Raw genomic sequence first — 19366 nt, 5'->3', positions numbered from 1 at the left:
CGCACTATGAGCAATTTGAATAACGATTTATGGGTCGGCGTTGACGTCGGCTCCACCACTGTGAAAATCGCCGTCGTAGATCCTGCGACCGAAAAACTTCTTCACTTTACATACGAACGCCACAATGCGATGCAGGCGCAGAAAGTGTACGAAGTTCTCTCTACCGCCCATGGTATGTTCCCCGATAAGAATTTCCAAGTGGCATTCTGCGGCTCGGGTGGTCAGCCTTTTGCCGAAGCAACCCATGCTTTCTTTGTACAAGAAGTCGTAGCAAATGCTCTCGCTGTCCGCTCTACGCATCCCGAAGCCCGCGTCGCTATCGAACTAGGCGGTCAGGACGCGAAAGTCGTCTTCTTTGAAAAGGACAAGGGAACCGGAAAACTCATCGCTAGCGATATGCGCATGAACGGTGTCTGCGCAGGCGGTACCGGTGCTTTCATTGACCAAGTCGCTGGACTTCTCCGCATTAAAACCGAACAATTTGAATCGTTTGCTGCCCGCGGCCAAAAAGTTTACGAAATCTCGGGACGCTGCGGCGTTTTTGCCAAAACCGATATTCAACCGCTCTTAAACAACGGCGTCGCCAAAGAAGACGTCGCCCTTTCGAGTTTCCACGCTATCGCCAAGCAGACCATCGGCGGTCTCGCCCAAGGCATGGAAATTAAGCCGCCTGTCATTTTCGAAGGCGGACCTTTGACCTTTAACCCGACACTCGTCCGCGCTTTCAAAGAACGCCTCGGCATTTCGGATGAACAAGCGATTCGCCCCGAACATTCCGAAGTTCTCGTCGCTTACGGCGCAGCGCTTTCTCTCGGCAGCATGTTCAACGACAAAGAATGCGGTTATCGCCGCGAAGGTTCGTTGGAGATGCTTCTCCACTTTAACGAAATTCGTCTTGCCGAACGCAAAGATCACTCCGAACCGTTCTTCAAAAATCACGAAGAATATGAACAATTCAAAAAAGCGCATCCGCTTGCAGGAAATCATTATCCGCAGCCGCTTTCGGGTTCGACAATCAACGCTTACTTAGGCATTGACGCAGGCTCGACGACGACAAAATTCGTCCTCTTAAACGAAGAAGAAAAAGTCATTGACGGATTTTATGCGAGCAACGAAGGGGAACCTCTCGCCGTTTTGAAGAAAGCGCTCAACGAACTCGCAGACCGTTACGAAGAATACGGTTGTCAATTAAATATTTTAGGCGTCGGCACGACGGGCTACGGCGAACAACTTTTTGCAAAAGCCGTCCACGCGGATTATCACACGGTTGAAACCGTAGCACACGCCAATGCAGCCCAAAAACTTCGCCCCGATGTTTCCTTTATTTTGGACATTGGCGGTCAAGATATGAAAGCGATTTCGGTGAACGATGGCGTTGTCACCGGAATTATTTTGAACGAAGCGTGCTCATCGGGCTGTGGCTCTTTCATCGAAACCTACGCAAAATCCCTCGGCGTTCCGATGGAGAAAATTGCCGAACTCGCATTTAACGCGAAGAATCCTTCGCAACTCGGCAGCCGTTGCACGGTATTCATGAATAGTTCAATTATCACAGAACAGCGCGACGGAAAACAGCCCGAAGATATTATCGCGGGCATTTGCCGTTCCATTATTCAGAATGTGTTCACCAAAGTGATTCGCATCCGCAATTTGGAAACCCTCGGCAAAGTCGTCGTCGTCCAAGGCGGAACCTTCAAAAATGACGCCGTTCTCCGCGCCTTCGAACAGCTCACAGGTATCGTTCCTATTCGCCCCGAACGTCCGGGCGAAATGGGTGCTATCGGCGTAGCTCTTCTCACAAAAAAATTCGTCGAAGAGAAAAAGAAGACCGACCCGAATTATCAATCGACATTTATCGGTCTCGAAGCTGCCCGCAATTTAAGCTGGGACAATAAGCCCGGGATAATTTGCCAATACTGCACCAACCATTGCTCGCGAACCATCGTGACATTCAGCGATGGTCAAAGCTTTGTGACGGGAAACCGCTGCGAACGTGGCGAAGTCACCGCAGACCCGAATGATCCGGCGACAAAGAAACTCATCGCAGAAATCAATAAGAAAATGCTCGCCGTCCCCGATATGGTGAAGCGCACAAATCAACTTTTGGTGAAAGATTATGCGCCGAAAGTTTTGCTTCCGCAGACGGGAAAGACCATCGGCATTCCACGCGTTCTCGAATTTTGGTCCAGTTTACCTTTCTGGAAGGCGTTCTTCACAAGTCTCGGCTACACCGTTGTCGTGAGCAAGCAGAGCGATTACACTCTCTTTGAACGCGGACTTCGTAGCATCGCAAGCGATACGATTTGCTTCCCGGCAAAGCTCGTCCACGGACATGTCTTAGACTTAGTCGATAAGAAAGTCAATTCGATTTTCTTCCCGATGATGGTTGCTCTTCCGAGCGATCACAGCAAATTTACAGCGACCGCAGTCTGCCCCGTCGTCCAAGGTTATCCCGATGTCAGCCGCAATTCCGATGACCCGGAACACCGCTACGGCATCCCGATGATTCAGCCGGTCTTCCATTGGACCGATACCGATCAGCGCCGCAAGCAGACGATTCATTACTTCCACGAACTCTGGGGAATCAAGAAAAAAATTCTCGATAAAGCGGTCACCGAAGGCGAAACCGCCCTCAATACTTTCCGCAAAACCCTCGCCGACGAAGGCGCGCAAATCTTGGAAAATGTCCGCAAAACCGGCGACTTTGCAATTTGCTTAGCAGGTCGTCCGTATCACGCAGACACTCTCATCAACCACAACATCGCACAGCACTTTACGCGGATGGGCATTCCTGTTCTCACGACAGAATCGCTTCCGGGAGTTTTCGATCAGGATATTGATAAACACACCCGCATGGAAGTGAAGAATACCTTCCACATGCGAATGCTCGGCGCAACTATGCTCGCCGCCCGCGACCCCGCTCTTGAACTCGTGCAAATCGTGAGCTTTGGCTGCGGACACGATTCGGTTTTAACCGATGAAATGAGCCGTATGCTCCACGAAGTTTCGATGAAAGAATTGTTAATGCTCAAGCTCGACGAAGGCGATGCCCGCGGTCCTGTCGGCATTCGCGTGAAAAGCTTTATCGAAACGGTCCGCGCTCGTCGCAAAGTCAACTTCCCGCCCAAAACCGAAGGTCCGCTCTTCCCTGTCAAATTCAACAAAGAAGACAAAGACGTTCGCAAAATTTTGGTGCCAAACCTTTCTCGCGGATTTAGCATTCTCGCGACCGCTTACTTCCAAGCGCTCGGTTACATTGTGGAACTTCTCCCGCTCGGCGGCCCCGAAGCCTTTGCCCTCGGCAAAAAATACGTGCACAACGATATCTGCTTCCCGGCGCAAATCAATATCGGCGAAAATCTTTTGTGGTTAAAGCAACATCCGGATTATCCGCACGATAAAATCGCAGTCACCCTTTCGAAGAACTGCGAAAACTGCCGCGCTGTCCAATATGCAGTTCTCGCGCGCAAAGCTCTCGACGAAGCGGGCTACGCCGACGTTCCCATCATCACGACCGGAACGGATACGAAGAATATGCACCCGGGCTTCAAATTGACTTTGGACTTCCGTTTGCACATGCTTTGGGGTTTAACGATGATGGATGCGATTGAAACGATGTATCGTCGCAGCCGTCCTTACGAACTCCACGCAGGTGACACGCAAAAAGTTTACGACGAATGGCTCCCGAAAATCATGGAAAAAGTCGCTGTGATTTCGAAGAAGAGCATCGCGTATCCGAAAGAAGCGATTCATCTCTTTGATCAAGCGGTTGAAGCCTTCAACAAAATTGAAGTCGACGATTCTTACCGCAAACCGCGCGTAGCGCTTCTCGGCGAAATTTTGATGAATTATCACCCGGGCGCAAACGGCTACATCGAAGATTACTTGATGAATAACGGCATGGAAGTGTATCTGCCCGGTATGACAGACTTCTTCCGCGTCGACGAAGTCGTGCGCCGCGAAAAAATCAAGCGCGGACTGATTGCAAAGCCGCTCGAAAATATGCTCATCGGCGGAGCCACGGCGAAAATTTACACGCACGCGGTCAAGACGATTCAAAAGCACGCTCAAAAATACAAGCTCTACGAACATCACGCAGATTGTTACGAACTCGTAAAACTTGTCGGCGATATCATCGACCCGACATACAACACGGGCGAAGGCTGGCTGATTCCGGGCGAAATTCTTTACAATGCACCGCACGGCATTAACAGCTTCATCATCGTGCAACCGTTTGCGTGCTTAGCGAACCACATTTCGGGCCGCGGCTTAACGAAAGCGGTCAAGGCAAGATACCCGCATATTCAAGTGCTCAGCCTCGACTACGATCCGGATACGAGTTTTGCAAACATCGAAAACCGTTTGCAGATGCTCATTATCAACGCCCGCGATTTGGAAAAGTCGCATCACGTCACGGCATAATATGACCCCTTACACCGACCTCGCCCGCGAAAAAGGCATTCTCACGTGGGATGCGCTCAAATCTTATATTGCAGCGCTCCCCTACGGCAGAACCTCAAATCCGAAAGACGCTTTAAGCGTTCTTCAAGACGGGCGCGGAACGTGTAGCGGAAAGCACGCATATCTCGCGTGCTATGCCTTAGAAAATGCGATTCCCCATGTTCGTTTAATGGTTTCGCTTTTTAAAATGAGCGCCGAAAGTACTCCAAAAATCGCTGACGTTCTCACGCATTTTCATTTGGATTACATCCCCGAAGCGCACTGTTATCTGCTCGAAAATAATGTCCCCGGCGATTACACGCGCCCCGGAAAATTCTTCAACGATTTTGAAAAGCGCATTTTAGAAACCCACGAACTCGACCCCGAAAAAGCCGCCGAACAAAAAACGGCACTCCACAAAGCCTATATGAAAAAATGGCTTTCGGAAATGTTTCTTCCCTATTCCTTCGAAGAAATTTGGCGCATCCGCGAAGCGTGTATTGCATCGCTTTAAAATGAGAAATGAAAAATTAGTGCGCACGGCGTAGCCGTGCTCCGCCTTCGGTGAACAAATTTCCCCTGGGAAATCTCATTTCCAAAAATCCGGCGAACACATTTCCTCCGGGAAATCTCATCTCCAGAAATTCGGCGAACATATTTTCTCCGGGAAATCTCATCTCCAGAAATTCAGCGGACATATTTCCCCCGGGAACTGTCATTTCTAGAAATTCGGTGAACTTATTTCCCCCGGGAATTGTTATCACTGAAATCCCAGCGGGTTCATCGCCTGGGGGAAATGTTAGCACTGGAAATCTAGTAGTGTCATTCTGAGCGTAATGTAATGGAGCGAAGAATCTAGCACTTGGTTTGTGAATTAGAAGAAGTCCTTTTTTGGACTCAATAGAAAATGCTAGATCCTACCCCAAAGGGCTTAATTCAACTAAGGAACTAAAGTTCCAAGTTTCATATATCGCTTCGCCTACGGCTCCACTCAGAATGACTCGGCGGTTGTCATCCTTTCGCAATGCCCCGCTGTCATCCTGAACGAAACGCAGTGCAGTGAAGGATCTAGCTGTTCTCATTGCGAAAAAAAAACGCTAGATTCTACCCTAAAAGGCTTAATTCAACGAAGGAACTAAAGTTCCAAGTTTCATATATCACTCCGCTCAGGATGACACGCAGTTTCTAACAACTGACAACAGACCACTAACCACTGATTACTAACCCCTATTTCTTTCGCGCGGCTTCGCCGCGCCATTCTCTTAATTTCTCGTTCCTAATTGCGCGCGAAGCGGGCTTTCCATTTTGCAAAGCAAAATGGAAACTCATTCCTCATTTAATTCGGTGTGAAATTAAATTTGAGCGAAAGCGCGGGGGCGCGGTAATTGGGCGGGAGTTCAGGAAGTTTGGAAATTTGAACAGCGCGCATGGAAAGATGATCCCACGTTTTATTGCCCGAGGAACGTTTGAGCGAGACATTGGTAATGGCGCCAAAACGATCGACGGTAAATTGCACCGAAGTCTTTGTGCTCTTCGAAACGTTGAGTCCCGACGGCGGATTGAAATTTTGCATGATAATTTGCTTTAACCGTTCGAGATATACTTGCATGAGCGGGTCCATGTCCACATAGCCCACGGGATTGAGTCCCGATTCTTCGGCGATTTCTTCGGGCAAATCCATATCGTCGGGAAGATCCATCGATTCTTCGGCGGGCGGCTCGGGTTCTGGAGCGGGCTCCGGTTCGGGCTCGGGCTTCGGTTCCGGTTTTTCTTCGGCGATTTTCGGTTCGGGCGGAAGCTCCGGTTTTAATTCGGGCTTGGGCTTGGGCACTTCTTTTTTGATTTCTTTCGGCGGCTCTTGTTTGGGCTTTTCGGGCTTGGGTCTTGCTTTCGGCGGCGCTACGCGCTTGGGCTGTTGAACTTGCACCAATTCAAAAATTTTAACTTCTTCGGGTTCACGCTCAAAATTGATTTTATTCAAAAAGATGACCGAAAAAACAATCAGCAGATGAAAACACACCGAAACGATAATGATCTTCGGGAGTTTTCCACCCCAACCATTTCTAAAAAACGGGGATTCTTTCTGCGGATTATTTGCCATCGTTATTTTTCCGGTAAAGTCAAAAATCCGAGTTTCGTTACTCCCGCTTGCTGCACGAGAGAAACGACTTTCATCACTTTGCCGTAATCGACGGTTTCGTCGGCGTTAATGACCACCGCCATATTGCCGTCCCACAGCGATTTGAAGACGCTGCGGAAATCCGTCAAATTCACTTTCATGTCAGCGATGTAAACTTCATCTTGTTTGTTAATCGAAACTTTGAGAAGTTTTTCTTGTTCCATCGTTGGCGCTTCGGCTTTCGGAAGCTCCACTTTGATTCCTTGACTCATCAACGGAGCGGAAATCATAAATACGATGAGAATCGAGAACACGACGTCAATCATGTTCGTGAGATTCATCTCTTGGTTAATCGGTTTTCCGCGACTGCGCTTCACAAAATCTCCTTAGCCCGCGACTTCTTCGAGAGCGAGCAAGTCACCGCGTTTGAAAAGGCTGAGCATACGGCTGCCGAAGTTATAATAAGCGATTTCGTTTTCCCCTGTCCGCGAAACAAAAATATTGTAAGCGCCCGAAGCGGGAATGGCGACGACAAGGCCTGCGACCGTTGTGATTAACGCCATCGCAATACCCGGAGCGACGACAGTCAAATCTGCGGAACCGTGTTTTCCGATTTCAAAGAATGCGCTCATAATTCCCCAAACCGTACCGAGAAGGCCGAAGAACGGTGCCAAGTTTGCGCACATGCCGAGGAAATTGACGTGGCGATTTTCGCTTAAACGAATGCCTTCAATCGAACGCTGAATGGTATCTTCCAAAAGCGATGCGCGGTGCTGAATCGAATCGTAACTCACAAAGTTGCTGAATTTCGAAGCTTCGATGAGAACTTCTTCGGTTAAACTTTTGAGAGCGCTGACGCCGCTAGAATCGCAGAGTTCTTTTAAATCCACGAAGCGTTCAATTTTTTCAAATTGGCGGTAGAATTGCGCATTGGCGTGCTGATTTTTGCGGAAGAAAATCGCTTTGAGCAAAATAATTCCCCAGCAAAAAAGCGACATCAACGCCAAAATGCAAAGGATGATAATGGTCGCAACGTCGGAATCCCGCACCATTTGAATGACCGGCAAATCGAGCATGAAGCCTCCAAAAAATGATGTCCATAATTTAGAAAATTCAAAAACAGAAAAGCGCACCCGCAAGGTGCGCCGTTCTCTGAATTTCTCTTTTATTCAAATCCCTTCGGATTTTGCTTTTGCCAATTCCACGAATCGCGACACATTTCTTCGATGCCGTATTTCGCTTTCCAACCGAGTTCGCGGAAAGCTTTGGAAGGATCGCAGTAACAAGTCGCAATGTCGCCGGCGCGACGCGGTTTAATGCTATATGGGATTTTTAATCCGTTCGCTTTTTCGAATGCGTGCAGCACATCCAAAACCGAGTAACCGTGACCTGTTCCCAAATTGTAAATCGCAATGCCGCATTTGCGTTCAATCGCCTGCAATGCGCAAACATGTCCGTAAGCTAAATCGCAAACGTGAATGTAATCGCGGACTCCTGTGCCGTCATGCGTATCGTAATCGTTACCGAATACGCCGAGTTCTTTGCGAAGTCCCACCGCGGTCTGCGTAATATACGGCATTAAATTATTCGGAATTCCATTCGGATTTTCGCCGATGCGTCCGCTCGGATGTGCGCCGATCGGATTAAAGTAACGGAGAAGCACCACATTCCATTCAGGATCCGCTTTTTGCACATCGATTAAAACTTGTTCGAGCATCGATTTTGTTTGGCCATACGGATTTGTGCATTCGCCCTTCGGACATTCTTCGGTGATGGGAATTTGTGCGGGATTTCCGTAAACGGTTGCGGACGAACTAAAGATGAAATTTTTGCAGCCATTTTTCCGCATCGCATCTAACAAAACGAAAGTCGCATTCATATTATTCTCATAATATTCAAGCGGTTTCTGCACCGACTCGCCCACGGCTTTGAGCCCTGCGAAATGAATGCACGCATCAAAATGATTTTCTTGGAAAACGCGATTCATCGTTTTGGCATCGCGGACATCGGCCTCGACAAATGGCACGGGGAATCCGACAATTTCCGAAACGCGGCGCATCGCTTCCCGAGAGCTATTGACCAAGTTGTCGATAGCCACAACAGAATGCCCCGCGTGAATGAGTTCGATGATTGTGTGCGTGCCGATGTATCCGGCTCCACCTGTCACTGCAATTTTCATTTTGACCCCTAATTTTTTTCGTTAAACTTCGTCGTTATCGCGGTCAATTTCCTCGGCGCGATTTCCGTAAAGTGCGACCAATCGCACTCCGTCCACCGTCAAATACGGATCGTAAGTGTTGATGACTTTTGTGTGTCCGAGAATCATGCGGCCCCAGCCACCTGTTGCAAAAACAGGCATATCTTTTTTGCCTAGTTCCGTTTTGATTTTTTGCACAAGCGCTTCGAGTTCTGCGATGAATCCGAAGAGAAGACCTGCGCGAATTGCGTCATCGGTATTGTTTGCGACGATGCGTTCGGGCCATTCAATGCTCACCGGCATTAGGCGCGCAGCCTTTTCGGAAAGCACATCCATGCTTGCGCTAATTCCCGGAATAATAAGTCCGCCTTCGAAGCGTCCATCGTTTAACACATCAAAGGTCGTCGCTGTTCCCATGTCGATGACAATCGCATCTTTAAATCCGCGATGTCTAAGCGCGATAACATTGCAAAGGCGATCGGCGCCAAGAGATGCTTTGTTCGCATAGGCAATCGGACAGTTGAGGCAATTTTTAGAGCTCACAACTTGCACCGGTTTCTTGAGCAAATTTTGAAGCGCTTTGACCCAAGGACGTTCGAGCACCGGAACGACGGTAGAAATTCCCACGGACGAAATTTCTTCGGGCTTGATTTGCGAAAAGCGAATGAGTCCGCCGACGCGGTTCATCACTTCGTCGCTCGTCGTTTCTTTATGCGTTGTCAGCCGCCAATGATCTACGATTTTTTCGCCTTTGTAAATGCCCAAAACCGTGTGCGTATTGCCCACATCCACAACAAAGGTGAATTGTTCTTTCGTCATTTCAAATCCAAGAAATCAAATGCGCATCGAAATGTCGAGAGCCTTCACACTGTGCGTGAGAGCGCCGACCGAAATGAAATCGAGCCCGAGAGTCGCAATTTCTTTTGCGCGTTCGAGAGTCATATTGCCCGAGCCTTCGACCAAAACTTTGTCCCCGCTTTCGCGGATAATTTGGAGCGCTTCTGCCATCATTTCATTTGACATATTGTCGAGCATGATGACGTCAACGCCTTTATTCAAAAGGCTTCTCAATTCTTCGAGATTTTCAACTTCCATCTCGACCATGAGATTTTGCGTGTTATTTTTCTTGACGACAGCAAGCGCTTCTAAAACGCCACCGCACGCAGCGATATGATTGTCTTTTACGAGAACCATATCGAAAAGTCCCATGCGATGATTGCTTCCGCCGCCAACGCGGACCGCATACTTTTGCATTGTGCGGAATCCCGGAATCGTTTTGCGGGTATCGAGTACGCGGGTCTTTCCCGCTTTCAACGCTTCTTGGAAACGGTGCGCAACCGTCGCAACTCCCGAAAGTTGCTGAATAAAATTGAGAAGTGTGCGTTCGCCCGTTAAAAGTTCGCGGGTCGTGCCATCGAGTTCTGCGATTAAATCGCCCTTTTTCACCACGTCACCGTCGGCTTTATGAAGCGTCACTTTGACATTCGCTTTGAGTTCTTGGAAAACGAGTTCAATCACCGGAAGCCCCGCCAAGACGCCGTCTTCTTTTGCGATTAATCGAGCGTGTTCGGTTTGATTTGCAGGAATTGTCCAAAGGCTTGTCACGTCCCCCGTGCGCACATCTTCGGCGAGCGCCAAGCGAATCATCGTGAGAGCATCTTCAGTAGGAAAAACCGGCTTTGAATTATCACCGTACATTATTGAGCTCCTTTTCCTGTGAGAACGACGTAAATCGTCCGGAATAAAATTTGAAGATCCAGAAGTAGCGACATATTCTCGTAATAGTACATGTCGTATTCCAATTTTTTCTGCACATCTTCGAGGCTTGTGTCGTAATGATAGCGGACTTGTGCCCAACCGGTAAGGCCCGGCTTCATCTTTAAACGTCCGATATAAAACGGAATTTGTTCGCGGAGTTTTTCGATGAACACAGCGCGTTCTGGACGCGGTCCGACCATGCTCATTTCACCTTTGAGAACGCTCAAAAGTTGAGGCAATTCATCGATTCGCGTTTTCCGTAAGAAGCGTCCGACCCGAGTAATGCGCGGGTCATTTTTCGTCGCCCACTGCGCCCCATTTTTCTCAGCATCCGTTCGCATCGTTCGAAATTTGCGAACCATAAACCGTTTGCCGTAAAGCCCGACGCGTTCTTGCGAATAAAAAACGGGACCTTTGGAATCGAGCTTAATCGCAATCGCAGCGAAGAGCATAATCGGGAGAGTGCCTAAGAGAAGAATGGCTGCGACGATAATATCCATGAGACGTTTTACTTGCACTTGCCACGGCGGCATCGTAAAAGCAAACAATTCTTGCAATTCAAAACCGTGAACGAGATTCGTGCGGTAATGTCCGCTAATCACATTATAAAGGCCGGGAATTACATAAATATGTAACGGCAAATCGCACGCCCAAGCGAGCACCCGCGTAATTTCTTGGAGAGATGAACTGTCGTGAGAAATGACGATGCCCGAAATTTTATACTTCTTTACAATCGAAGCTAAATCCGAATATTTTCCGAGGACAGGAAATCCCGCAAATTCATGCGCCATCACCGAAAAATGTTCGTCTAAAAATCCGACGACTTTGCGACCGCGTTCGGGAGCACGACTAAAAGCTTTGGCAATTTTTTCGCCCGCTTCCGTCGCCCCGAGAATGAGAATTTTATTTGCGCCGTAACCTTTCCGAAGAAGTGCCCGCAAAAAGAGAGCAATTCCCATGCGAAAAGTCGCGACTAAAAAGAAGATGGCAAATCCGTAAAGCAAAATCCAGCGGAAACGCGAGCCGTAAATGTAATCGCCCAAAAGCGGCGATCCTGTCGTCACGCGCCCGATAAATTCAAATCCGAAAAGTCCGAGCAGAATGGCGAGAGTGCCGAGCACTGCTGCGCGGGCAACGTACAACACTTGCAGCGTCCGCGAAAGCAAAAGCCAAGAACGATAAAGTCCGGTGATTGCAAAAAGTAAAATCCACCCGCAAGTGGACGCAATCGCCACGCGGGTATATTCTGAAAATAATTTCGCCGGATTAAATTTATCAGCGATCCATCCGCTGTCGAACTGCACCCAAAAAGCGGCGAGAAAGCAGAGAAATACAGCTAATGCGTCGCCTAAAAGATGCAGTAAGAATTCGAGTTTGTTTCCGCGGAACATAAAGCTTACTTGAGGAAGCGAATCATTTGACTCTTTTCTGCAATTGCCGAAAGCGAATCAATCGCTTCGAGAGCTGCGAGGATTTTGCTTTCCTTCGAACGTTCCGAAACAACGATAATGCTTACCTTGCCCGGATCCTTCACATCTTTTTGAATGAGGGATTCAATCGAGATATTATTCTGGCTAAAGATGCCCGTGATGCTTGCGAGAACGCCGCAAGAATCCTTCGTCGTAAAGCGCAGATAATAACGCGAATACGTTTCTTCGATCGGGGTCAATTTTGCTGCATTTTCTTTGTTGAACCAGCCCATCGGTAACGGTTTACGCGCACCGGTATCGGTAGAACGCGCTAACGAAACCAAGTCTGCGACGACGGCACTTGCCGTCGGGAGGCGTCCTGCGCCTGCGCCCGTTTGAAGAGTCTGACCCAAATTATCGCATTGCAAATAGACCGCGTTCAAAACGCCATCGACATTTGCCAAGAGATGATCGTTCGGGACGAGGCACGGATGCACGCGAGCATCGACTGCGCCATCTTCTCCGCGACCGTAAATGCCGAGCAGTTTGATTTTATAACCGAGTTCTTTCGCATTTGAAATATCTTCTGCAGTGATTTTCGAAACGCCGGTCACGTGAATTTTTTCAAAGTCCACATACTTGCCGCTGCAAAGGCTTGCAAGAATTGCCGTCTTGTGCGCCGAGTCGATGCCTTCGATGTCAAAAGTCGGATTGCGTTCGGCAAAGCCGTTCGCCTGCGCTTCTTTCAATGCGTCTTCAAAAGAAAGTCCGCTTTCGCCCATGCGAGAAAGAATGTAATTGCAAGTGCCATTGATAATGCAGCTCAAGTGTTCAACGTTATTGCCGACGAATCCTTCTTGAATGCTACGAATAATGGGAATGCCTCCGCCAACAGCAGCTTCAAAGAGAACATGGCAACCGTTCTTCTCGGCGAGCGGGAAAATTTCGTGACCGTATTTGGCGAGCATCGCTTTGTTCGCTGTGACCACATGCTTTTTATTTTCGAGAGCTGCGGTAATCCACTTCCGCGGCATTTCGTAACCGCCCGCGAGTTCAACGATTACATTGATCGAAGGATCGGTAATCATCGTCATCGCATCGGTCGTCGTCGCATAACCTTTTGCTTTATACGGCGCAACTTCTTCTTCGCTCTTTGCGCAAATGCATGCGAGTTCCAAATTTAAGCCCAACTTTTCGCGGTATTCCGAAACTTTCGATTCCAAAATTTCGACAACGCCGCCGCCGATTGTTCCGGTGCCAATGAGTCCAATACGCATAAAAATCTCCATTTTAATTTTTCGCGGAAAATTTAGCAAAAACTGAATCCGATTAAAATGGTTATGTTGACGAGAATTACGCAAAAGCAAAAAGCTTTCGCCCTTGCAAAGCCGTTTGCAAAAGTTTATGTTATATTTACATTCGTGAATAAAGATTCAACACCATCACAGTTTGAGGGACTGATTTCCCCGCAGGACATCGGCAATGTTGTCTTCCCGGCGGAATTCTTTAAGACGCGTCTCCGCGAAGAATTTCTGCGGACAAATCGAAATCAGCATCCGTTTCTCTATTTTAAAATTGTCACCCGACAATACGATCTCGTCGGATTTAACAAATTCGATTCTTCTTTTGTGCGGGCGTGGAAAATCGCCGTTCTCACCGTTTTAACCGAAACGAAATTCACCGATATCGTCGGCTACTTGGATAATCCCGATGGACTCGGCGTAATCCTTATCGATTCGGATTTGCATGTTCTCGAACGCCTCCGCCGCAAGATGCTTATCAATCTCAAAAAAGCGGGCCTCGTCGAGATGCTTCACAAAAAAGTGCGGCAACCCGTTTTTCAAGTTTGCATTTACACCGGATTACAAGAAAAGCAAGATCAAGAATTGGACGCTTCCATTGCGAAATTCAATAAACGCAACAACGGATTTTTCTCGCTCAAGCGTTTGTTCTATTCCGATATTTTAATGCAGACGAATAAGAAACTCGAATATGTCAAAGTCGCTCTGAAGCGCACATTTGATTTTGTTTCTTCTCTCTGCGCGATTATTTTGCTTTCGCCGCTGCTTCTCGCCTGTGCGCTCATCGTTAAAATCAGCGATCCGAAAGGCCCGATTATTTTTAAGCAAACTCGCGTCGGCAAAAACGGCAATTTATTTACGATGTATAAATTCCGCAGTATGTATGTCGACGCCGAAGAACGCAAAAAAGAATTGGAAAAATTTAACGAATCGAGCGGTCCGACTTTTAAAATGAAAAATGACCCGCGCATTTATCCGATGGGTCACATTCTTCGCAAATTTAGTTTGGACGAATTGCCGCAGCTTTTTAATATTCTCATGGGCGATATGTCAGTCGTGGGACCGCGTCCCCCGCTTCCGTCCGAAGTCAAAGAATATTTGCCGTGGCACAAGATGCGTCTTTCCGTCATCCCGGGACTCACTTGCTTCTGGCAAGTCAGCGGGCGCAGCGACATCGGATTCGAAGATTGGATGCGTCTCGACAACAAGTACGTGCGACACGGAAATTTCGGCACCGACTTACAGCTCGTCGCCAAGACCTTTAAAGCGGTTTTCAAAAGCGACGGGGCTTATTAAAAAAGTTCATCAAAAAAGCGCAGCAAAGCTGCGCTTTTTTTTCAAATGAATTTACATAAGTCCAGGGATTTTCATGCCCGCAGGAATCAATTCTTCCATGCTCGCTTTCGATTGGTCATCTTTTTTCTTGACCGCAGAATTGACCGCAGCCATCACCAAATCTTCGAGAGCTTCCACGTCATCTTTATCGACTGCATCCGGATTGATTTTAATCGAAGTCATAATGCCTTGACCATTCAAGACGACTTTCACCATGCCGCCGCCCGCTTCGGCTTCAAAGCTTTGCGCTTGAAGTTCGCTTTGAGCTTTGACCATTTTCGATTGCATTTTCTGCAAATCCTTCAACATTTTTTGCATGTTCATAACGTGTTCCTTTGGTTTTGAATTGAAAATTTATTCTTCGGGAGTCGTAGCGCATTGATCGCTGCAATCGTCCGTGTTTCCGGCATTCCGCGGCGCAGAACGCGTCGAAATGAGCTCCGCCATAAAGCGTTCCGCAAATTGCGCAAGCACCGGTTCTTTTTGCAAATCGGTTTCCCATGGTGTTAAGGGCACTGACGAAATTTCTTCGCCCGGCTTCGGCTCGAGAAGTTCATACGAGACGACCACTTTTGTCTGCAATCGATCTTCGAGAATCGTTTCCAAACGGTTGCGGTAATCTTCGCGGCTCATCATTTGATCGTAGCCCCACTTAAACGAAGCGGGATAAACGACTTTCAAACGATACGGATTTTCGTTAAAATCGCCGTGTTCCAAATATGAGCCGTTGAGGCTCGTCGCAAAAAATCCGAGTTCGCGCGAAAAACTGCTGCGGACCAATTCTTGCCACGCATTGCAAACATCGTAGCGCGTATATTGCCGCGGTGCATCCATTTCTGCACCGAAATTATCCAAATTAGCGTGTTCTTCGGGTTCGGGGATAAAATCGCCGCCGCCAAAATCGATAGACATTCCCACGTCATCCATCGGCGGTTCTGGTTCTGCGGGCGGCGTTTGCGGTTCGGGCGCAGGATTTTTTGGCGAAGAATTTCCGCCGAGAGGCGCATCAAAATCAATCGCAAACGGAGAATTATCCGCCGGCGCAGAAGGTGAATTCGAAGACAATGACGCCGTTGAACTTGAAAAATTAGCGGAAGGCGCCGCAGGCGTAGAAGCTGCAACTGGCGCAGGAGCCGAAAAATTCGGTTCAGCTAATTTTTTTTTTGCGCCCTGAGAAGCAGGGTCGTTAATCGCTGCCAAGGCCCGTTTCAAATCGACAACGCGGTCTAAGTAAGCCATCCGCGCAAATGCCGATTCCACCAAAAGTCGCGGATTTGCACTGCGCCGAATGTTCCCTTGCAAATCGGTTAAAATGCGAGCAATTCGAAGCAAATCGCCGTTTGAAAGATTGGGCGAAGCGCTTTCCAATTTTCCGAAAAGCGCATCCGAAATGTTGAGAGATTCCGCCGAAATACCGCCGACTTTAACGTATAATTTATTGCGGATAAATTTGGCAAATCCATCGAGAAGTGGCGCAAATTCCACTCCCGTTTCCGAAGCTTTTTCGATGACAGCAAATGTTCCTTTGATATCGTGATTTTCAATGGATTCGAGAAGAGAAAAATACAATTCGTTTGGCGGAATTCCGAGAACAGAACGCACCGATTCGGCGTTCATATCGTTTCCGGTAAATGCGTAAGCCTGATCAAAGAACGTGAGCGCATCGCGCATCGAACCGTCCGCTTTTTCGGCGATCATCCCGAGAGCTTCAGCGTCGGTTGAAATGCCTTCTTGCTCGCAGATATATTTTAAGCGACCGGTGATTTGCTTTGTCGAAAGGCGTTTGAAATCAAAACGTTGCACACGAGAAAGAATCGTCTGCGGAACTTTATTGACTTCGGTCGTCGCAAAGATGAAAATCACATGCGGAGGCGGTTCTTCGAGAGTTTTCAAAAGCGCATTAAACGCTCCCTTCGAAAGCATGTGCACTTCGTCGATGACGAAAACTTTGTACTTGCCGATCATCGGCGTGTACTGCGTTTGTTCCAAGAGATCGCGGATATTGTCTACGCCAGTATTAGAAGCTGCATCGATTTCAATCACATCCATCGGATGACCGCTTTCGATGTCCAAGCAGCTTTTGCATTTGCCACAAGGAACTAGCGGATTTCCGCCCGTGCAATTTAATGTCCGCGCAAGAATACGAGCCGATGTCGTTTTACCCACGCCGCGCGTTCCCGTAAAGAGAAATGCGTGATGCAAACGTCCGCCCGAAATTGCATTTTCGATCGTCTTTGCAATATGCTCTTGACCGACCAAATCGTTGAACGATTTCGGCCGCCATTTGCGTGCCATTGCGATATAAGCCATCTTCTTCGCCTTCTTTACGCTTAACGCAAAGTGATTTCCGAATCCGCAGAAAGTTTTTCGCGGAGCTTATCGTGCGCCTTGTTCACGGTTTCGTCGGTGAGGGTTTCTGTCATCGACTGATAAGTGAACGTGTAAACCATATTCTTTTCGCCCGGTTGAACGCCTGCACCTTGGTAAACGCTCTTGAGTTCAATCTTCGCCAAATTCTTGACTTTGAACGCATTCAATTTTTGCAAAATCGCTTCATTCGTCATGCGTTCTGCGACCATCATCGAAATGTCGCGGGTCATAAATCCTTGGCGGCTGAACGGCGTAAAGATGACCTTCTTTTCGGTCGCCTTCAAAACTTTTTCCAAATCGACTTCGAAGAGCGCAGTCGCGTAGCTAATGTCAAACGCTTTCTGCACCGCCGGATGTAAAACGCCGATGCTTCCGAGAACGGAATTGCCGCAGACGATTACCGCTTGCTTTCCCGGGTGCAAGAAGACTTCGGGCTTTTCGGCTGCGCGAATTTCTACCGTCAAACCGAGACGCTTAAAGAGCGAAATGGCAAGACCTTTAATGTCTGCAAATTCGACTTCGCGCGGTTTATCATCGAGCGCTTCCATCTTGTAATGGCCCGCGATGACTGCGCACAAAACAGGCTTTTCGGTAAAGCCCGGATCGCGGTCATCTTGGCGAGTGGCGTTCTTAAATTGCGCTTTGCCGTTTTCAAAAAGGCGCACAGAACCGGGGCGATTTTTTTCATTGTCAGCCACCGATTTGAGAAGAATCGGAATGAGAGAAGTCGGAACGCAGCCGAGTTCTTCGGAAAGAGCGTTCAAAAGTTTTGCCGGCTTGCTGCGCGGATCATCGCCCGGTTCGCCAAAAACTTTTGCGGTATTTGCAGCGCTCGTAAAACGAAGCGAAATGCATTCGTGCAAACCAAGAGCCGAAAGCGCATAACGAATTTTACGTCCGAGAATTTCTTCGGCCGGGAGATCGTTCGGCTTAATTTTGAACGACGGAACATCGTAAGGAATATTGTCAAAGCCGACAAGGCGTGCGACATCTTCAATCAAATCCACTTCGCGTTCGAGATCCGGACGGAACGGCGGAATTTCAAAATTCATTTCACCGAGATGCTTGAGCCCGATGCCCGTCAAGTAACGGATGATATCTTCTTCGGGGAGAGTAATTCCCAAAACTTTCGTCACACGAGAAGCGCGGAGGCTTACTACCCACGGCTTTTTCTGGTGATCGTCGCCGGTATATTCCACTGTTCCTTTTAACACTTTACCGCCGGCCACTTGCTGAATTAAAGCGCAAGCGTAATCGTCAGCTTCGCGCTGCATCGAATAATCAATGCCGCGTTCAAAGCGGTAACTGGAATCGGTCGAAGTGCAAAGGCGATGCGCTTGTTTGCGCACGACAGTCGGATTAAACCAAGCGCTTTCGAGGAAAACTTTCGTCGTCGTTTCGGTGATTTCACTTTCGACGCCGCCCATCACACCGGCAACGCAAGAAGGTTTATCGCCATCGCAAATCACGAGATCCGCCGTCGTCAGTTCATGTTCTTTGTGATCGAGGGTTTCAATTTTTTCGCCAGCTCTTGCTTTGCGCACGACAACTTCTGCGCCCGAAAGTTTCGCCATATCAAAACTATGGAGCGGTTGTCCCACATCCATCAGCACAAAATTCGTCACATCGACGACATTGTTGACGCTGTTTAATCCCACCGATTTGAGAAGGCGTGCGAGCCAACTCGGCGAAGGTCCAACCTGAACATCTTCGATGACGCGGCCGACGTAACGCGAACAACCTGCGCCCGGTTCTACGGTGAGTTTGATTTTTGACGAAGCTTCTGCGGAATTATCTTCTTTCAATTCAAAAGCGAGAGGCTTTAACGGGCGGTTAAATTTTGCAGCGAGTTCACGCGCAACTCCGCGATGCGAAAGTGCATCGGGACGGTTCGGCGTAACATTCAATTCAAAAGTCGCATCGTAAAGTCCGAGAGAAATAAACGGCGTTCCCGCAGGAATTGAATCGTCTAAGACCATGATGCCACCATGATCGTCCGAAAGTCCAATTTCATCTTCGGCGCAAATCATCCCGAAGCTTTCGACGCCACGGATTTTCGATTTTTTCATCTTGAGCGACTTGCCATCGGGGAGAGGAAGTTCTGCACCGATCGGCGCCAAAACCACCGTTTGTCCCGCGGCAACATTCGGCGCTCCGCAGACAACTTGCAACGTTTCCTTGCCATCGTTCACCGTAGTAATGTGCAAATGATCGCTATCGGGATGCGCTTCACAAGTGAGAACTTTTGCGACGACGAGTTTTTCATATTGCTTCGCAGGTTCTTCCATTCCTTCGACTTCAAGACCAATCGAAGTTAATGCTTTTGCAACATCTTCTGCACTTTCCGGAAGATCCACGTGACGGCGAAGCCAATTCAAAGAAACTTTCATGATTTGTCCTTTTAAAATTCCGCTGTAAAAATAAAAAATTTACCGGC

At 48.3% G+C, this 19366-nt stretch carries 15 protein-coding genes; 3 read left to right on the top strand and 12 right to left on the bottom strand.

Annotated elements, in window-relative coordinates; genetic code table 11:
- Positions 1 to 6: 6 nt before the first annotated feature.
- Positions 7 to 4422, top strand: coding sequence for an acyl-CoA dehydratase activase (locus B0H50_RS04720; protein WP_106197302.1), 4416 nt, complete (start codon positions 7 to 9; stop codon positions 4420 to 4422).
- Between the two features lies 1 nt (position 4423).
- A complete protein-coding gene (locus tag B0H50_RS04715; RefSeq protein ID WP_106197301.1) occupies positions 4424 to 4954 on the top strand; it encodes a hypothetical protein in 531 nt (176 codons plus the stop codon).
- Between the two features lie 16 nt (positions 4955 to 4970).
- On the opposite strand, the gene B0H50_RS13590 is transcribed toward B0H50_RS04715, so the two are convergent.
- The 9 genes from B0H50_RS13590 to B0H50_RS04670 all read right to left on the bottom strand — a co-directional run bounded on the left by B0H50_RS13590 (position 4971) and on the right by B0H50_RS04670 (position 13200).
- Positions 4971 to 5138, bottom strand: coding sequence for a hypothetical protein (locus B0H50_RS13590; protein ID WP_233244509.1), 168 nt, complete (start codon positions 5136 to 5138; stop codon positions 4971 to 4973).
- A gap of 638 nt (positions 5139 to 5776) precedes the next feature.
- Positions 5777 to 6541, bottom strand: a complete 765-nt coding sequence (locus tag B0H50_RS04705) for a cell envelope integrity protein TolA (protein ID WP_106197299.1) — start codon at positions 6539 to 6541, stop codon at positions 5777 to 5779.
- A 2-nt stretch (positions 6542 to 6543) separates the two neighbouring features.
- On the bottom strand, positions 6544 to 6936 hold the full coding sequence (locus B0H50_RS04700) for an ExbD/TolR family protein (RefSeq protein WP_106197298.1): 393 nt from the start codon (positions 6934 to 6936) through the stop codon (positions 6544 to 6546).
- Between the two features lie 9 nt (positions 6937 to 6945).
- Positions 6946 to 7635, bottom strand: coding sequence for a MotA/TolQ/ExbB proton channel family protein (locus tag B0H50_RS04695; protein ID WP_106197297.1), 690 nt, complete (start codon positions 7633 to 7635; stop codon positions 6946 to 6948).
- Positions 7636 to 7724: 89 nt separating this feature from the next.
- On the bottom strand, positions 7725 to 8738 hold the full coding sequence (gene galE / locus B0H50_RS04690) for a UDP-glucose 4-epimerase GalE (protein WP_106197296.1): 1014 nt from the start codon (positions 8736 to 8738) through the stop codon (positions 7725 to 7727).
- A gap of 21 nt (positions 8739 to 8759) precedes the next feature.
- The gene (locus B0H50_RS04685) at positions 8760 to 9575 is read right to left on the bottom strand and encodes a type III pantothenate kinase (RefSeq protein WP_106197295.1); all 816 of its coding nucleotides are present in this window, start codon (positions 9573 to 9575) and stop codon (positions 8760 to 8762) included.
- A 15-nt stretch (positions 9576 to 9590) separates the two neighbouring features.
- The gene (nadC, locus tag B0H50_RS04680; RefSeq protein ID WP_106197294.1) at positions 9591 to 10454 is read right to left on the bottom strand and encodes a carboxylating nicotinate-nucleotide diphosphorylase; all 864 of its coding nucleotides are present in this window, start codon (positions 10452 to 10454) and stop codon (positions 9591 to 9593) included.
- Positions 10454 to 11905, bottom strand: a complete 1452-nt coding sequence (locus B0H50_RS04675; RefSeq protein ID WP_109587320.1) for a sugar transferase — start codon at positions 11903 to 11905, stop codon at positions 10454 to 10456. Before B0H50_RS04675 ends, nadC begins: the two co-directional genes overlap by 1 nt.
- 5 nt (positions 11906 to 11910) lie before the next feature.
- Complete coding sequence (locus B0H50_RS04670) at positions 11911 to 13200, bottom strand: homoserine dehydrogenase (RefSeq protein ID WP_106197346.1); 1290 nt, start codon at positions 13198 to 13200, stop codon at positions 11911 to 11913.
- A 63-nt stretch (positions 13201 to 13263) separates the two neighbouring features.
- Between B0H50_RS04670 and B0H50_RS04665 the strand changes: the two genes are divergently transcribed.
- A complete protein-coding gene (locus tag B0H50_RS04665; protein WP_109587319.1) occupies positions 13264 to 14520 on the top strand; it encodes a sugar transferase in 1257 nt (418 codons plus the stop codon).
- Positions 14521 to 14571: 51 nt separating this feature from the next.
- Here the strand turns inward: B0H50_RS04665 and B0H50_RS04660 are convergent, their stop codons facing one another.
- The 3 genes from B0H50_RS04660 to pheT are packed head-to-tail and all read right to left on the bottom strand — an operon-like array spanning position 14572 to position 19319.
- A complete protein-coding gene (locus B0H50_RS04660) occupies positions 14572 to 14883 on the bottom strand; it encodes a YbaB/EbfC family nucleoid-associated protein (RefSeq protein ID WP_106197291.1) in 312 nt (103 codons plus the stop codon).
- A 30-nt stretch (positions 14884 to 14913) separates the two neighbouring features.
- Positions 14914 to 16869, bottom strand: coding sequence for a DNA polymerase III subunit gamma/tau (gene dnaX, locus B0H50_RS04655; protein ID WP_106197290.1), 1956 nt, complete (start codon positions 16867 to 16869; stop codon positions 14914 to 14916).
- 20 nt (positions 16870 to 16889) lie between these two features.
- Positions 16890 to 19319 carry a phenylalanine--tRNA ligase subunit beta gene (pheT, locus tag B0H50_RS04650; protein ID WP_109587318.1) on the bottom strand — a complete coding sequence of 810 codons (2430 nt, stop codon included), beginning with the start codon at positions 19317 to 19319 and terminating at the stop codon, positions 16890 to 16892.
- Between the last annotated feature and the right edge of the window lie 47 nt (positions 19320 to 19366).

The organism is Hallerella porci, from assembly GCF_003148885.1.
Taxonomy (GTDB): domain Bacteria; phylum Fibrobacterota; class Fibrobacteria; order Fibrobacterales; family Fibrobacteraceae; genus Hallerella; species Hallerella porci.
The sequence above is the reverse complement of the archived record's forward strand: the minus strand, read 5'-3'. Positions and strand labels throughout refer to the sequence as shown.

Bases quoted from the DNA above. Each gene is read 5' to 3' on its own strand.
- nadC (WP_106197294.1), bottom strand. From the start codon at position 10,454: ATGTACGGTGATAATTCAAAGCCGGTTTTTCCTACTGAAGATGCTCTC.
- B0H50_RS13590 (WP_233244509.1), bottom strand. From the start codon at position 5,138: ATGTCCGCTGAATTTCTGGAGATGAGATTTCCCGGAGAAAATATGTTC.
- dnaX (WP_106197290.1), bottom strand. From the start codon at position 16,869: ATGGCTTATATCGCAATGGCACGCAAATGGCGGCCGAAATCGTTCAAC.
- pheT (WP_109587318.1), bottom strand. From the start codon at position 19,319: ATGAAAGTTTCTTTGAATTGGCTTCGCCGTCACGTGGATCTTCCGGAA.
- B0H50_RS04675 (WP_109587320.1), bottom strand. From the start codon at position 11,905: ATGTTCCGCGGAAACAAACTCGAATTCTTACTGCATCTTTTAGGCGAC.
- B0H50_RS04720 (WP_106197302.1), top strand. From the start codon at position 7: ATGAGCAATTTGAATAACGATTTATGGGTCGGCGTTGACGTCGGCTCC.
- B0H50_RS04670 (WP_106197346.1), bottom strand. From the start codon at position 13,200: ATGCGTATTGGACTCATTGGCACCGGAACAATCGGCGGCGGCGTTGTC.
- B0H50_RS04685 (WP_106197295.1), bottom strand. From the start codon at position 9,575: ATGACGAAAGAACAATTCACCTTTGTTGTGGATGTGGGCAATACGCAC.
- B0H50_RS04705 (WP_106197299.1), bottom strand. From the start codon at position 6,541: ATGGCAAATAATCCGCAGAAAGAATCCCCGTTTTTTAGAAATGGTTGG.
- B0H50_RS04715 (WP_106197301.1), top strand. From the start codon at position 4,424: ATGACCCCTTACACCGACCTCGCCCGCGAAAAAGGCATTCTCACGTGG.
- B0H50_RS04695 (WP_106197297.1), bottom strand. From the start codon at position 7,635: ATGCTCGATTTGCCGGTCATTCAAATGGTGCGGGATTCCGACGTTGCG.
- galE (WP_106197296.1), bottom strand. From the start codon at position 8,738: ATGAAAATTGCAGTGACAGGTGGAGCCGGATACATCGGCACGCACACA.
- B0H50_RS04665 (WP_109587319.1), top strand. From the start codon at position 13,264: ATGTTGACGAGAATTACGCAAAAGCAAAAAGCTTTCGCCCTTGCAAAG.
- B0H50_RS04660 (WP_106197291.1), bottom strand. From the start codon at position 14,883: ATGAACATGCAAAAAATGTTGAAGGATTTGCAGAAAATGCAATCGAAA.